The sequence below is a fragment of the Nocardioides currus genome (assembly GCF_003057875.1).
Classification (GTDB): domain Bacteria; phylum Actinomycetota; class Actinomycetes; order Propionibacteriales; family Nocardioidaceae; genus Nocardioides; species Nocardioides currus.
The window spans coordinates 1,021,869-1,036,361 of the sequence record NZ_PYXZ01000001.1 but is presented as its reverse complement, the minus strand read 5'-3'; the positions used below and the strand labels follow the sequence as shown (position 1 = coordinate 1,036,361).

The window sequence follows — 14,493 nt, the reverse complement described above, 5'->3', positions numbered from 1 at the left end:
GGACACCCCCGTGAAGATCGCAGTCATCGGCCTCGGCAAGATCGGGCTGCCCCTCGCGGCCCAGTTCGCCGACGCCGGGCACGACGTCATCGGCGTCGACGTGCACGAGCCGACGGTCGCGACGGTCAACGAGGGCCGCGCGCCGTTCCCCGGCGAGGCGCACCTCGACGACCACCTCGCCCGGCTGGTGCCGGCCGGTCGCCTCCGCGCGACCACGAGCTACGCCGAGGCGATCCCGCCGGCCGACGCCGTCGTGGTCGTCGTGCCGCTCTTCGTCGACGGCGAGGGGAAGCCCGACTTCGGGTGGATGGACAGCGCCACCCGCGACATCGCCGCCAACCTGGGCACCGGCACCCTCGTGGTCTACGAGACCACGCTGCCCGTCGGCACCACCCGCACCCGCTGGAAGCCGGCGCTCGAGGCGGGCAGCGGCCTGACCGAGGGCACCGACTTCCACGTGGTCTTCTCCCCGGAGCGGGTGCTGACCGGTCGGGTCTTCGAGGACCTGCGGAAGTATCCCAAGCTCGTCGGCGGGCTGAGCACGGAGGGCGCGGCGGCGGCGACGGCCTTCTACGAGCAGGTGCTCACCTTCGACGAGCGGCCCGACCTGGCCCGCGGCAACGGCGTGTGGGACCTCGGCTCGGCCGAGGCCGCCGAGATGGCCAAGCTCGCCGAGACGACCTACCGCGACGTGAACATCGGGCTGGCCAACCAGTTCGCGGTGTTCGCCGAGCAGGTCGGCGTCGACGTGCACGAGGTGATCGCGGCGTCCAACTCCCAGCCCTACAGCCACCTGCACCAGCCCGGCATCTCCGTCGGCGGCCACTGCATCCCCGTCTACCCGCGGCTCTACCTCTCCGGCGACCCCGACGCCACCGTCGTCAGCGCGGCCCGCGCGGCCAACGCCGCCATGCCGGCGCACGCCGTGAAGATGGTTGCCGACCGGCTCGGCGACCTGACCGGCCTGCGCGTCGCGGTCCTCGGGGCCGCCTACCGCGGCGCGGTGAAGGAGACGGCCTTCAGCGGTGTCTTCGACGTGGTCAAGGCGCTCGAGGGTCTCGGGGCCGTGGCGTCGGTCCACGATCCGATGTACACCGACGACGAGCTGGCCGCGATGGGCTTCACCCCCTACCACCTCGGCGAGGCCACGGACGCCGCCATCATCCAGACCGACCACGCGGCGTACGCCGAGGTCACGACCGACGACCTCCCGGGGGTGCGGCTCGTGCTCAACGGGCGGCCCGCCCTGGAGCTGGCGATCCCCGACGAGCTGGTCATCACGATCGGGCGCTCGACCCGTGGGTGAGCTCGAGGAGATCAAGGCGCGCTACGCGCGACGCGAGCCGACCGGGTCGATCTACGGGCTGCACCACAACGACGCCTTCCTCGCGCTGCACCAGCGGGACGCCATCATGCGCAACCTCGTCGTGGGCGTGCACCCCGGAGGGTTCGAGGGCCTGCGCGTCCTGGAGGTCGGCTGCGGCTCGGGCATGAACCTCGTCCGCTTCCTGATGTGGGGCGTCGCCCCCGCCAACCTCGTCGGAGTCGACCTGCTGCCGGAGCGGTGCGAGGCCGCGCGGGTCAACCTGCCCGCCGCCGCCACGATCCTCGAGGGCGACGCGGCCGAGATCGACTTCGAGCAGCCCTTCGACGTCGTCCTCCAGTCCACCACCCTGTCCTCGATCCTCGACCCGGACCTGCGCCGTCGGGTCGCCGAGACGATGTGGCAGCTGACGGCGCCCGGCGGCGCCGTCCTGTCCTACGACTTCGCGGTCAACAACCCGAAGAACCCCGACGTGCGCAAGGTGACCGTCCCCGAGCTGCGCGAGCTGTTCCCCGAGGGGGAGATGACCGCCCGCCGCGTCACGCTGGCGCCGCCCGTCGGTCGTCGCGTCGGACGCTGGCCGCTGGCCTACAAGGCGCTCTCGAAGGTGCCGCCCCTGCTGAGCCACCGGCTCGTGCTGTTCCGGAAGGACTGACCAATGGCGGGACGGCGCCGCGACGGCGCCGCAAGCCAGGCTCGTCGCGCACCCGCGGGCAGCGTGAGCTATCGACGCGAGCTCGCCCCGCTCGTCGCCATCCAGTCCCTGGGGGCTGCCGCCTCGTTCGGCATCGTGGCGCTGCTGGCACGCGTGGCCGGACCGGACGTCCAGGGTGAGTTCGCGGTCTACAAGAGCCTGGTGGATGTGCAGGTGGCGTTCCTGACCCTCGGCCTCCCCAGCGGCTTCATCTACGTCATCAACAAGGGCCTGTACACGACACAGTCGCTTCTCCGTCTCACCGCTCGCTACGCGCCGCTCGTCTTCCTGGTCTCGGCCGTACTCACGACCGGGTACCTCCTGGGTCGCAGCGTGACCCTTCCAGGGGAGCTCAGCACCAACATCGCGCTGGTCGTCCTTGCCGCCGGCGCGACGACGTACTGGGCGCTGGTGCGTGGGATCGTCCTCACTCTCTCGGACGGGGTCGCGTTTGCATGGGTGACGGCGCTCCCCCCGATCGTCCTGATGGTCGTGACGGTGGTCGGCGTCGAGTCAGGGGCCTGGAGCCTGCCGACGAGCTTCGCTGCCTCGGCCGTCGTCTCCGTCACCACCGTGCTGCTCCTCCTGCGCGTCGTGGGAGTTCCGCCCGAAGGGCCGGTCCCCGCCGACCGGCGCGCGGCGTTCCGGGTCCTCGGCCAGCAATCGGCCCACACGCTCGTGCAGGCCGTGTTCCTCAGCGGTGCGATCTTCACGATCCTGTGGCTCATGCAGCACCTCGACGCAGATGTGGACGACCTGGGGCAGTTCAGCGTCGCCTCGTTGGCCGTCGTCGGCCCCAACCTGCTGGTCGGCATGGTGGCACCGATCCTGTACAGCCGGTGGTCGCGATCGATGAGCCTCGACGAGCGTCGTCGCATCGGCCGGAGCGCGATCCGGTTCGCTGCCCTTCTCCAGCTCGGTGCCCTCGTGGCGTTGCCCCTCGTGGTTCCCGGCCTCACGTTCGTCCTGGGCGCCCAGTACCGACCGGCCGCCGTCGCCATGTGCATCGTCTTCCTCGCCGTCCTCCCGTTGTCCACCACGCGGATGATGTCGCCGGCGCTGCAGGCGACGGGCAGCACCGCCGTGGTCACCGCTTCCTGGGGCGCCCGCCTGGTGACGCCGATCACCCTCGTTCCGCTCGCACCAGTCATCGACGACGTCATCATCTGGGCCGCTGTTGCCATGGCCGCTGGGGAGTACGTCGCCATGGCCGTCATGCTCGTCCTGGCCCGCGTCCACCTCCCGCGGGCGCCGCGGCAGGAGATTTGACCGTGTCGTGGCCACACCGTTTACTTGCCGAGGCTCCGCGACCGGTACGGGTACGGCGCCACGGATTCGGGGGAAAGACTTGTGCTCGTGACTGAATCGCAGCTCACGGTGGCAGTGACCGGTGCCGCGGGGTTCATCGGACGCCACGTGCGCGAGCAGCTGACCCACGACGGGCACCGTGTCGTGCCGATCGACCGCCAGTCATCCGACGATCCGGACCACATCCGCGACGACCTGAGCGACCCCAACGCCCTCGCGGCGGGCCTCGAGAGACTCGGGGTGGACGCTGTGGTCCACGCCGCCTGGTCTGGGCATCCGCGAAGTGCTGTTCGAAACTACGCCGGTCAGATCCGCGACTCGGTGGTCCCGACCACGAACACCATGCTCGCGTGCGGTATCGCACGGGTGCGCAAGGTCGTGCTGTTGAGCTCCGGGGGCGGGCTCACCGCCATCCGCCAGAGCTCGGGCGCTCCGCCAGCCTACGGCTGGGCCAAGGCCGTCTCCGAGGGGATAGCGGAGTCCCACGCGAGCATGTTCGGCTACGCGTTGACGACCATCCGGCCCTCCGCCGTCTACGGCCCGGGGCAGAATCCCAGCGCCGGGCTCGGGGCGGTCACCGTGTTCGCGGCCGCGATCCTGGCGGGCGAACCGATCAGGATCCTCGGCGACGACACCGCGGTGCGTGACTACCTGCACGTGCGTGACCTGGCGCGGGCGGTCACGGCAGCGCTCGAGGGTGGCGCCCGCGGGACCTTCGACCTGGGTGGTCCGCAGTCGGTGAGCATCCGCGACGTCATCGCGGCTCTGGAGGAGGCGACCGGTCTCACGGCGATCGTGGAGCACCGGCCCGCGTCGGGTGTCGATCCCATGTCAGTCCAGCTGGACGACGCGCCGTTCATGGATCTCACGGGCTGGGCGCCCACCGAAGACTTCGATGCCGGCGTTCGCGAGGTGGTGGCGTCGCTGCGCACCGCCGGAATCGGGACCTCGGCCCGGTGAACACGCTGCTCGCCATCACGGGCCGAGTTCCGTACTCGACGACCGAGGAAGCCTTCGTCCAGGACGAGCTCGAGACGATGATGCGTCGGGGCGTTGACCTGATCGTCGTCCCGGCGCGCACCCAGACCGCAGGTCCCAATCCGGCGTCCGTCGACAGCGGACTGGCCGATCGCGTCCTGGCTGAGCCCGTGGTCTCGTTGACGGTCGTCCGGGGGGCGGTGCGGACTCTCCTTCGGCGACCCGGACGCAGCATCCGGGTGGTCGTGCGGGCTCTGGCTGGCTCCGGGAGTCTGCGCAACTTCGTCGCCAACCTCTCGACCGTGCCGAAGGCGCTCTGGCTCGCTGACATCGCACGGTCTCGTGAGGTCACCCACGTTCACGGCTACTGGTTCGCGCACCCGGCCACGATGGCGATGATCTGTGGCGACATCATGGGGCTCCCCTGGAGTGCCACCGGTTTTCGCTGGGACATCGATGCAGACAACGCCATGGCCCAGAAGATCGAGTCTGCGGCCTTCCTGCGCGTGGCCGACGAGCTGGGCGCACGGCAGATGGCGGAGAAGGTTGCCTCCTCGACCCGCCCGGCCTGCCCGGTGCCGTTGGTCCGTACCGGCGTCGCCGTTCCGGAGCGGTCGACGTGGGAAGCCAACCCGCTGGGTTCTGACCTGATCTGCTGCCCCGGCGCATTCGTCGAGAAGAAGGGTCACCTGCTCCTGCTCGAAGCCGTCGCGGCTCGTGTGGCGGCGGGGCAGGACTTGCAGGTCCACCTGTTCGGGGACGGTCCCGAGCGCGGTCGCATCGAGGCCGCCATCGAACGTCATGACCTCGGCGGCCGCGTCGTCCTGCACGGCATCGTCCCGCTTGACGAGCTGCGCGCCTTCCTGGGGCGCCGGCGACCGGTCGTCGTCCTGCCCAGCATCAAGGCGGATGACGGACAGGAAGAGGGCATACCCGTCGTCCTCATCGAGGCGATGGCCAATGGAGCGCCTGTCATCTCGACGCGCACCGGTTCGATCCCGACCTTGGTCACGACCGGGTGCGGGTGGCTGGTCCAGGACCGCGACGCTGCCGCTCTCGCGACCGCGATCGCGGACGCCACGCAGGATACGGACGAGACCGAGGCGGTGTGCGCCAGGGCCGCCGAGAGGGTCTCGAGGGAGTTCGATCGGGAGGCGACCGCGGAAACGATGGCCACTCTCACCGGCGTCGCCCAGACATCCGGGGCGTCGTGATCCTCGCTGACGTCCTGATGGTGGGCACCGTGGCGTTCTTGCTCGCCTACGTGCTGCTGTGCTCCGCGGTGTTCCGGGTGACTCGTAGCCCGGCGATGGTGATCGTCCTGGCCCTGGGTGCGTACTGGTCGCTGGTCGGCGCCCTGTCCATCCTGCCCAGCAAGCGCGTGGCGGGGGGGACCACCTTCACGTACATGGAGGACCGGCTGTACCCGATCCTGGTCGACGGGGACTACGCGCTCACCCTGCTGTCCTACGCGGGATTCCTGACGATCGCCGCGCTCACCGTCCTGCTGCTCGCCAAGCCGGCTGGTCGGGATCCCGAGGCGCTCGGCACGTGGCAGCGGCTCAGCGGCCGGTTCGCGCACCCCGTGCTGGTTGCGATCCTGAGCGTGTTCACCGCCTTGAAGGTGCTCATCGTGGGGATCCTGGTCGCCGGCAGCGGCGGCGCGAGCCTGTATACCGCGACCCGGACGGTCCAGGGCTCGCTGGGCGGCGAGCTGCGCATCTACCAGTACCTCAACGTGACCACCTCCTACTCACTGGCCGCCGGCCTGGCGCTCTGGCTGGGCTTCGTGGCCGGCCGCCAGCGCTATCGCCCGACGGCGCGTCGATTCCTCTGGCTGGCCTATGCTGCGCTCTTCCTGGAGGTGATGGCCGAGAACGCCCTGCTCGGCAACAGAGCCGTCCCGCTGGTCATCATGGGCGCAGTCGGGACGGGGTGGTTGAGGTGGCGCTATCTCCCCAGCACTCGTGTCGAACGGCGCCCGCAAGCGGCTCGGTTCCTGCTGCTTGCCCTCCTAGGTCTGCTGGCGCTCGGGGCGATCGGGAACTCGCGAGGTGGCGATCTCTCGAGTCCGGGCGCCGTGGTCCAGGCTCTGGAGACCAGCGTGACCCAGCCGCGAGCCATCGTGGAGCAGGTCGCCGGGAGTTCGGAGAAGATCGCGAGCCACATGTCGCTCTACGGGGTGATCCGGTCGCAGGACCTGGTGCGCGACCCGTTCGCCGCCAACAGCTACCAGGCTTACGCCACGCTTGTCGATGCTCCTGCCGATCAGGTGTTCACCGTCCATTACGTGGCGGCCTGGTGGATGCGCCTGGGCCCCCTCGGTGTCCCGGTCGCAGGACTGTCCTTCGGGCTGGTGCTCGCGGTGCTGCAGCGACTGGCCCTCGCGGCGCGTGGGCTGGTCAGATCGGCCTTCGCCCTCCCCGCGGCCGTGCTGCCGGCAGCCGGTCTACCCGTTATCGTTCTGCGCAGCGGACCGGAGTCGCTGCGCGCGGTCGTGGTGGAGCTGGTCCTGCTCCCGGGGCTGGTGTGCCTGGCGGCCTGCTGGGCGGGCTCGCGATCGCCGGCACCCCCTGACACTGATCCACTCGATGCCACGCTCGAACCCCCGCACACCGGTCATCAGGAGCATTACGTATGAGCCCCCATGCAACCACAGACATCACACGAGGTCTGGATGCCCTCCGCCGCCGTTGGTGGGTACCCGTGGCCGCTGCCATCGTCGGTGGTGCCCTCGCTCTCGCCACGGCTGGCGGGGAGGACTCCGCGACATTCGAGTCGGTCGTCGCCACGCCGCTCGTGCAGGTGAATGCGACTGGACCGAGCACAGTTCCACCGGTGGAGTCGATGGTGTCGCAGCTGCAGTCCGAGGCCACTGCCAAGTCCTTGGGTGACGCAGTGGAGGGCGCCGCTCTCGTTGCCACCATGGCAGTCGACAAGACGTCGGTCTCGGTCCGGGCCACGGCGCCGACGATCGATGCCGCGCGTGAAAGCACACAGGCCTTCGCCGCAGAGCTCTCGGAGTTGTACCAGTCGTTCGTCGCCGAGCTGGCCGACCGCAGGCTGGCCTCGGTCGATGCCGGCATCGCCGCGCTTGACGGTTCCACTGGTGCGGGCCAGCCGAATGGCCCTGAGAACGCCAGCACGCTGGCGGAGCTGCGTGTCGAGCGGGAGTCGCTGACCGAGATCGCTGGGAAGACGGCACCCACGCCGGAGGTCCGGCAGCTCTCGTCGAGCAGCAACCGGGGCGCGACGGCCGCACTCCTCGCCTTGGCGTTCGGGCTGCTGGCTGCGGGCGTCGTCGCGATGAGCGGGTTGTCGACGCGTCGTCTCCGCTACCGCGACGACATCGACGGGGTCACGGGCGCCGGAACCCTGATCTCCGAGATCTCCCGCGCTCACGGCAACTGGGGGGTGGGTCAGGTCATCGACCGGCTGTCGGCGCGGGGACCGGTCACCCTGATCCCCGTCGGCGCGCGCCCGGCCGACGACCTGCGTGAGTCCATCGTGGGCGAGGCGACCAGCGAGGTCGAGCTGGGCGAGCCCTTCGCTCGCTCCGCCGGCTCAGCGGCCCTCCGTGGACCTGTTGTGCTCGTCGTACGCCTCGGCCAGGACAAGCGGTCGGACCTGGACCTGGCTCACCGGGCCTTCTCGGTGGCAGACGGACCCTTCGCCGGCGTGATCGCTGTCACCCGCGACGCAACGAAGGTCCGCTGACAGGAGCACTGCTCACCCGCGCCCCACCGCGGTCCGCAGCTCCTGCGCCATCCGGTCGGCGACCTTGGCCAGGTCGTGGTGCTCGTGGACGTAGGCGGCACCGTTGCGGCCCAGGCGTGCCCGCTCCTCCGGCGAGGTGGCGGCGAGCCGGAGCAGCCCCTCCGCCAGGGCGGCCGGGTCCTCCGGCGGCACGGACACCCCGCCGTCGGCCTCGGCGACCGGGTTGATCGGGGTGTCGACCGCGATCATCACGGGGCGCGCGGCGGCCATGTAGTCGTAGAGCTTGTTGGGGCTGATGCCGTTGGCGTAGAGCGGCGAGTCGCGCCACGTCATGATCAGGATGTCGGCGTCGCGCATGCGCTCACGCACCTGCGGCTTCGGCACCGGGTCCTCGAAGGTGACGGTGGTCAGGCCACGCTCGTCCACCAGCGCGCGGAGGTTGTCCTTCTCCTTGCCGTCGCCGATCAGCCGCAGCGTCATCGCCGGGGCGTCCGGTCGCCGCTCGATGATGGTCCATGCGTCGAGCATGGTGTCGAGGGCGTTGGGGACGCCGTGCGCGCCGGCGTAGACCACGCTCACCGGGCCGCCGGTGGTCACCGACGCCGGGGTCCCCGGCTCTGGGAGGGTGGAGACGTCGACGCCGTTGGGGACCGTGGCGAGCCGCACAGTGCGGCCCGCGACCCGCTGCACGTGCGTGCCGCTGCCGGGCAGCACGAGGAAGACGACGTCGGCGGCGCGGTAGACGAACCGCTCCATCACCTTCATCACCGCGACGAGCGGGTGCCAGCCCTTCAGGCCGAGGAGCTCGACCAGCGACATCGGCCACAGGTCGCGCACCTCGAGGGCGAACGGGACGCGGAACCAGCGGGCGACCATCCAGCCGGCCACCGCCCCGAAGAGGTGCGGGCTGGAAGCGAGGACGACGTCGGGCCGCTTGCGGCGCGGGGTGCGCAGGCCCTTCGTGACGACTCGCAGCGCGAAGTGGAGCATGTTGAGGACGCGGCGAATGCCGTTGGCGGGCGCCACGTCCACGGGCACGGACTCGAACCGGTCGGCCTTCTCGTCGCGGGCCTCGGCGACGTTCCAGTAGTGGCCCCGGCCGGAGACGATCACCGTCTCGACGTCGCTGCGCTCGTCCATCAGCCGGGCGAGGGTCGCGTGGCGGGTGATGCCGGGCGCGCTCTCGGGGATGGCGTAGTGGTTGACGAGCCACACCTTCAGCGGCCTCGTCGATGCCGGCGGCGTCACGTGAACGCCCTCCTCACGGTTGCGATGATGATGCGCAGGTCGCCGACGAGCGACTGGGTCGCCACGTAGCGCTGGTACATCTCGAGCTTCCTCGGCGTCACGATCGTCCGGTAGGCCTCGATCGGGTCGTCGTACGTCGCCAGCACGGCCTCCTCGTCGAAGTGCTCGAGCGAGGCGGGGTCGGTGATGCCGGGCCGGACCGAGAGCACGACCCGACGCACGTCGTCGGGCCAGTCGGCGACGTACTGCGCGACCTCGGGACGCGGCCCGACGAGGCTCATCTCGCCGCGGACCACGTTGAGGAGCTGCGGCAGCTCGTCGAGCTTGGTGCGGCGCAGCACCCGGCCGATGTCGGTGACGCGGTCGTCACCGGCCACGGTGACCTCGGGGGCACCCGGTCGGCTGACGCGCATGGTGCGGAACTTGAGGATCCGGAAGGTCCGGCCGTCCAGGCCCACTCGCTCCTGCCGGAAGAACACGGGCGCGCCCTCGCGCAGGCGGATCAGGGCCGCGATCGCGACCAGGACCGGCGAGAGCAGGACGGAGCCCACGACCGATCCGAGGACGTCGATGCCGCGCTTGAGCACGATCAGGTCGCCTTGAGCGCCGAGCGCACGGCGGCGACGACCCGTTCGACCTGGTCGTCGGTGAGGGCCGAGGAGATGGGGAGGCTGACGACCCGGGTGATGGCGTCGCTGGCGACGGGGAAGTCCTCCGGGCTCAGGTCGTGGCGCTCGCGCCAGTAGGTCATCAGGTGCAGCGGGATGAAGTGCACGCTGCACGCGACGCCCTGCTCCTGCATCAGCTGGACGAAGGTGTCGCGGTCCACGGGGGCCTCGTCGAGCAGCCGCATCGAGTACAGGTGCCACGCGTGCTCCACGCCCTCGCCCGCAGCGGCCGGCAGCCGGACCGGGAGGTCGGCGAACGCGGCGTCGTAGCGCGCGGCGATGTCGGCGCGGCGCTGCTTCATCGACTCGGCGCGGCCGAGCTGCACGAGTCCCATCGCGGCGGCGACGTCGGTCATGTTGTACTTGAAACCGGGCGCCACGACGTCGTACTGCCAGGACGCGCCCACCCGCGTGTAGCGGTCGAGGACGTCGCGGTCGATCCCGTGCAGGCGCATGACCCGCACCCGCCGGGCGAGGTCCTCGTCGTCGGTGGTGACCATCCCGCCCTCGCCGGTGGTCATGGTCTTGGTGGCGTAGAAGCTGAAGACCGTCGCGGCGGAGGTGCCGGCGCCGACCGTCTGGCCCGAGTGCGATGCCGGGAACGCGTGCGCGGCGTCCTCGACGACCGCGAGGTCGTGCTCGGCCGCGAAGGCGGCGAGCGCGCGAGGGTCCATCGGCAGGCCCGCGAAGTGGACCGGGATCACGCCGCGGGTGCGGTCGGTGACCTTGGACTTCGCGGCGGACAGGTCGAGGGCCAGGGTGTCGGGGTCGACGTCGACCAGCACCGGGTCGGCGCCGAGGTAGCGCACGACCTCCGCCGAGGCGGTGAAGGTCCAGGTGGGGACGAGCACCTCGTCGCCCGGACCGATGCCGGCGGCCTCGAGGGCGAGGTGGAGCCCGGCGGTGGCGCTGTTGACCGCGACGGCGTGCGCCGCGCCCACGCGCTCGGCGAAGGCCTGCTCGAACTCGGCACTGATCCGTCCGGTGGTGACCCAGCCGGACAGGATCGCGTCACTGACGGCGGCGGCCTCGGCGGCGCCCACGTCGGGGCGCGCGAATGGGATGGTTTCCATGACGTTCCTTCCCCGTTGATGCGACCGCCTCGCACTGTACTGCCGCGCCCGCGCCCGGTTGGAATCGAGGTCGGGGCTCGGAGACAATGGCGCCGTGCCACGCATCGACGCCAGGATCGTGCTTGCGCCGGTCCTCACCGGCGCGCTGCTGCTGACGGCGTGGACGGCTCCTCGGTGGTCGGCGCCACCTGCGGCCGATCCGGGTCCGGCCGACACCGGTCTGGTCGTGCGGGCGGAGCCGCAGTTGATCGAGCCCGGTCCGAACGCGGAGGCGGCCGGCGCGGCCGGCTACTGGGTGGACGTGGAGGTGCCGGACGCCTCGGCCGGGCAGGCCGTGCGCCTCGAGGTCTGGGCCGAGGGTCGGTGGGTGGTCGAGGACGAGGGGCCCACAGACGACAAGGGCGAGGTCAGGCTGGTGTCGCCCGAAGCGGCCTACAGCCGAATCGTCACCCTTATTGACGGCGCCAGGTCCGTCACCGAGCTCAACCCGACGCTGGCCGGGCCCGCCCTATGGCTCTCGGAGGAGTTCGACGACGGCTTGGTCAGCGAGCTGTGGCTGAAGGTCGACCAACCGGACGAGGGGCCGACCTGCTCCACCAGCGACCAGGACCAGGTCGTCGAGGCCGACGGGGTGATGACCCTGACGGTCGAGGAGGACCCGGACCGAATGTGTCGGACCACCGGTCTGCCGGCGCGCCTCAACGGTCATCTGATCTATCGCGGCCAACTCGGCTACGGCACGACGGCTGCGCGCATCAGGTTTCCGCGCAACCGCGACGTCACCGGGCAGTTCTGGCTGCAACCGGGAGACCCGGGCCTTCCTTGGCTCATCGACGACAACCACGAGGGCGTGCTGATCGGAGGCACGGCCGGGACTGAGGCACATCCACGGTTCGACACTGATGTGCACACATCGGTCGACGGGGTGATCCGGTCGTCGCGGCGCGTTGTCCCGACCGACCTCGGGGTCAACGACGGACAGTTCCATGTCTACGCCGTCCGCTGGATGCCGGACGGGTACACCTTCCTGATCGACGGGAACGAGGTGCGGACGGTGAAGGCAGCCACGATCCTGCCTCCCATGACGGTCGGACTCGCGATGCTTGCGCCGCGTCGCGCGCTTCCGACGGACGCCGCGGACCGAGCAATGGACGTCGACTGGTTCCGGGTCTGGGCGCCGTCATGAAAGCCCGGTCACCCCAGGTCGCGCTGGTGTGCGCCGCCCTGCTGTTCGCGACGGCCGCGTGCGGGGGCGAGTCGCCGGCGGCCCCAAGCGCCCCGTCTTCCTCGTCTGCCACGCCGCCTTCGACCGGCTCCCCGAGCGGCAGCCCGACGACGGCCTCGAGCGACGGGCCCGCTGCAGCCGACTCCGAGCACGCCGTCGACCCGCCCGGCCCGCGCGAGGGGGCGCTGGTCTACGCCGACCTGATGATCAAGGCCGAGGAGGCGCTCGACCCGGACGTGGTGGAGCGGATCGAGGGGCTGAAGAGCGTCCAGCGCTCCTTGGTGCTCTCGCTCGGCAACGTCGGCATCGAGAACAGGGTCATCAGCATCGGCGCGGTCGACGCGTCGACGTACAGGAACTTCACGGTCGCCGCCTCGGCGGAGCTGCAGGAGCAGTGGGACCGGGTCGCCGGCGGCGAGGTCGCGCTGGCGAAGGGGCTGGCCCGGCAGGTGCAGGACAAGCAGGGCTACGTCAAGCTCGGCAACGACGACGACGCCCCCTCGCTGCACATCGGTGCCTACGCCCCGCAGGTGCCGCAGATCGACGCCGTCGTCAACGAGAAGTGGGGCGAGGACATCGGCATCCCCAGCGACAACGCGATGCTTGTCAACACCGGCATCAACTCCCCGCGTGCGGTGCTGAAGGACCTGCAGGAGATCGTCGGCGACGACACGTCGGTCTCCATCCTCGGCCCCGACCTCGATCCCGGCGCCCAGCAGACCGCGGTGCTGACCGGCGGGTCGGTCGCGTCGGCCGTCGGCACGTTCCGCTACACCGTGCTCGGCGGCGGGCGGATCGCTCCGGAGCAGTCGTGGGTGGCGGCCAACATCCGCACCGAGCAGGTGCCGATCCTGGGCAACGTCACCTGCCACCGGGTGGTCTTCCCCCAGCTGCGCGCCGCACTGTTGGAGATCCAGTCCACCGGCAACCTGGCCCAGGAGATCCACCCGGGGGAGTACGCCGGCTGCTACTACCCGCGCTACATCGCCGGCACCCAGCAGCTCTCGTTGCACTCGTTCGGCATCGCCCTCGACCTCAACGTCCCGGGCAACCAGCGCGGCACCGTGGGCGAGATGAACCGCGCCGTGGTCGCGATCTTCAAGAAGTGGGGCTTCGCGTGGGGCGGCGACTGGGGCTACACCGACCCCATGCACTTCGAGATGAACGCGATCAAGCGCCCGGGGTGATGGCGAATGCGCGCCGCCCATCGGTCCGCCACTTGTCCTTGAGTCGCAGCACGGGTCGCTCAAGCAGCACGTAGGACGCGATCGCGACAGCGAAGGTCAGGACGATGTTCGCCCCCGGCTGCTGGAACCAGAGCTCACCGCCGGGACCGTTGCGCAGGAACAGACCTTGGTAGACGTAGAGGCCGTAGGAGATTCGTCCCAGCCAGCGGAGCGGCGCGATCTCGAGCGCGCGGGTGATCGCCGAGTCCTGACGCCGGACAATCACCGCCAGCAGAACAGCCACCGACACGGCCTGCGTGGCACTTACGATGCCCGGCGGTGGATCCCCCACGGCGAGCCGAGCGACGTACAACAAGCCGGCCGGTGCGACGAGCCGCCATCCGAGCCGGTCCACCACGGCGATGGCCTGCGAGGAGGTCATCAGGAGTGCGGTGGCACAGCCGACCATGATCGGGAGGCAGCCCGGGATGAAGAATCTTTCGACCGCGAAGGACCCCTGCAGACCCACCGTCCACAACGCTGGGACGGCGAGGCAGCAGCCGATGACCGCGGCACACACCGCCTGGAGCCACCGCACGCGCGTGCCGAGGAAGACGACGACCGCCGGCCAGAGGGCGTAGAACTGCTCCTCGACGGCCAAGGACCACGTGTGGGCCAGCTCAGGCTGATAGTGGGTCCACGGCACAAAGTTGTACAGCCACGCGACCGACATGCCGAGGCCGAGGATGTCTCGGGGCAGTGCACCGGCGAGCATGAGCCCGAGCACGGCGGTGTAGAGCACGACGAGCGGCGGCGCGAGTCTGAGGACCCTGCGGAGGTAGAAGCCGCGTAGAGAGATGCGACCGGTCCGGGTCCGCTCGCGCAACAGGAGCGACGTGATCAGGTATCCGCTGAGGACGAAGAACACGTTGACCCCGGCCGAACCGCTCACCAGGTCGAGGGCCGGGGACGACTCGCCGAGGACTGCGGTGGTGATCCCCAGGTGCATCGACATCACCAGCAGGATCGAGACTCCTCGCAGCGCATCGAAACCGCGGATGTAGCTGCTGGGCACAGCTCGCGACCCTAGTC

Annotated in this window: 13 protein-coding genes; 9 read left to right on the top strand and 4 right to left on the bottom strand. The window is 70.4% G+C overall.

Annotated features, from left to right (window positions below):
* Positions 1-10 precede the first annotated feature (10 nt).
* From C7S10_RS04930 to C7S10_RS04900, 7 genes are all read left to right on the top strand, one after another.
* Positions 11-1,306, top strand: a complete 1,296-nt coding sequence (locus C7S10_RS04930) for a nucleotide sugar dehydrogenase (RefSeq protein ID WP_108343212.1) — start codon at positions 11-13, stop codon at positions 1,304-1,306.
* The gene (locus C7S10_RS04925) at positions 1,299-1,979 is read left to right on the top strand and encodes a class I SAM-dependent methyltransferase (RefSeq protein ID WP_108343211.1); all 681 of its coding nucleotides are present in this window, start codon (positions 1,299-1,301) and stop codon (positions 1,977-1,979) included. The genes C7S10_RS04930 and C7S10_RS04925 overlap by 8 nt, the downstream gene beginning before the upstream one ends.
* Positions 1,980-1,982: 3 nt before the next feature.
* Positions 1,983-3,287, top strand: a complete 1,305-nt coding sequence (locus C7S10_RS04920; RefSeq protein ID WP_108343210.1) for a lipopolysaccharide biosynthesis protein — start codon at positions 1,983-1,985, stop codon at positions 3,285-3,287.
* An 81-nt stretch (positions 3,288-3,368) separates the two neighbouring features.
* Entirely contained in the window at positions 3,369-4,286 is a 918-nt protein-coding gene (locus tag C7S10_RS04915; protein WP_341476729.1) for an NAD-dependent epimerase/dehydratase family protein, read from the top strand.
* Positions 4,283-5,518 (top strand): glycosyltransferase, encoded by a 1,236-nt coding sequence (locus C7S10_RS04910; RefSeq protein WP_108343208.1) that lies wholly within the window; start codon positions 4,283-4,285, stop codon positions 5,516-5,518. The genes C7S10_RS04915 and C7S10_RS04910 overlap by 4 nt, the downstream gene beginning before the upstream one ends.
* Positions 5,515-6,945 carry a hypothetical protein gene (locus tag C7S10_RS04905; RefSeq protein ID WP_108343207.1) on the top strand — a complete coding sequence of 477 codons (1,431 nt, stop codon included), beginning with the start codon at positions 5,515-5,517 and terminating at the stop codon, positions 6,943-6,945. Before C7S10_RS04910 ends, C7S10_RS04905 begins: the two co-directional genes overlap by 4 nt.
* A complete protein-coding gene (locus C7S10_RS04900) occupies positions 6,942-8,021 on the top strand; it encodes a hypothetical protein (RefSeq protein ID WP_133176429.1) in 1,080 nt (359 codons plus the stop codon). Before C7S10_RS04905 ends, C7S10_RS04900 begins: the two co-directional genes overlap by 4 nt.
* 12 nt (positions 8,022-8,033) lie before the next feature.
* On the opposite strand, the gene C7S10_RS04895 is transcribed toward C7S10_RS04900, so the two are convergent.
* From C7S10_RS04895 to C7S10_RS04885, 3 genes are read right to left on the bottom strand one after another with little or no spacing between them, the layout of a single operon-like run.
* Positions 8,034-9,269 carry a glycosyltransferase family 4 protein gene (locus tag C7S10_RS04895; protein ID WP_108343205.1) on the bottom strand — a complete coding sequence of 412 codons (1,236 nt, stop codon included), beginning with the start codon at positions 9,267-9,269 and terminating at the stop codon, positions 8,034-8,036.
* Entirely contained in the window at positions 9,266-9,856 is a 591-nt protein-coding gene (locus C7S10_RS04890) for a sugar transferase (RefSeq protein ID WP_108343204.1), read from the bottom strand. The genes C7S10_RS04895 and C7S10_RS04890 overlap by 4 nt, the downstream gene beginning before the upstream one ends.
* A 2-nt stretch (positions 9,857-9,858) precedes the next feature.
* A complete protein-coding gene (locus C7S10_RS04885; protein WP_108343203.1) occupies positions 9,859-11,010 on the bottom strand; it encodes a DegT/DnrJ/EryC1/StrS family aminotransferase in 1,152 nt (383 codons plus the stop codon).
* A gap of 367 nt (positions 11,011-11,377) precedes the next feature.
* Here C7S10_RS04885 and C7S10_RS04880 point away from each other — a divergent pair, with 367 nt between their 5' ends.
* Together C7S10_RS04880 and C7S10_RS04875 are read left to right on the top strand one after the other, a co-directional pair.
* Positions 11,378-12,196 (top strand): glycoside hydrolase family 16 protein, encoded by an 819-nt coding sequence (locus C7S10_RS04880; protein WP_133176428.1) that lies wholly within the window; start codon positions 11,378-11,380, stop codon positions 12,194-12,196.
* The gene (locus C7S10_RS04875; protein ID WP_108343201.1) at positions 12,193-13,422 is read left to right on the top strand and encodes a M15 family metallopeptidase; all 1,230 of its coding nucleotides are present in this window, start codon (positions 12,193-12,195) and stop codon (positions 13,420-13,422) included. The genes C7S10_RS04880 and C7S10_RS04875 overlap by 4 nt, the downstream gene beginning before the upstream one ends.
* On the opposite strand, the gene C7S10_RS04870 is transcribed toward C7S10_RS04875, so the two are convergent.
* Positions 13,406-14,476, bottom strand: coding sequence for an acyltransferase family protein (locus tag C7S10_RS04870; RefSeq protein WP_108343200.1), 1,071 nt, complete (start codon positions 14,474-14,476; stop codon positions 13,406-13,408). The two genes, C7S10_RS04875 and C7S10_RS04870, sit on opposite strands and share 17 nt — an antisense overlap.
* Between the last annotated feature and the right edge of the window lie 17 nt (positions 14,477-14,493).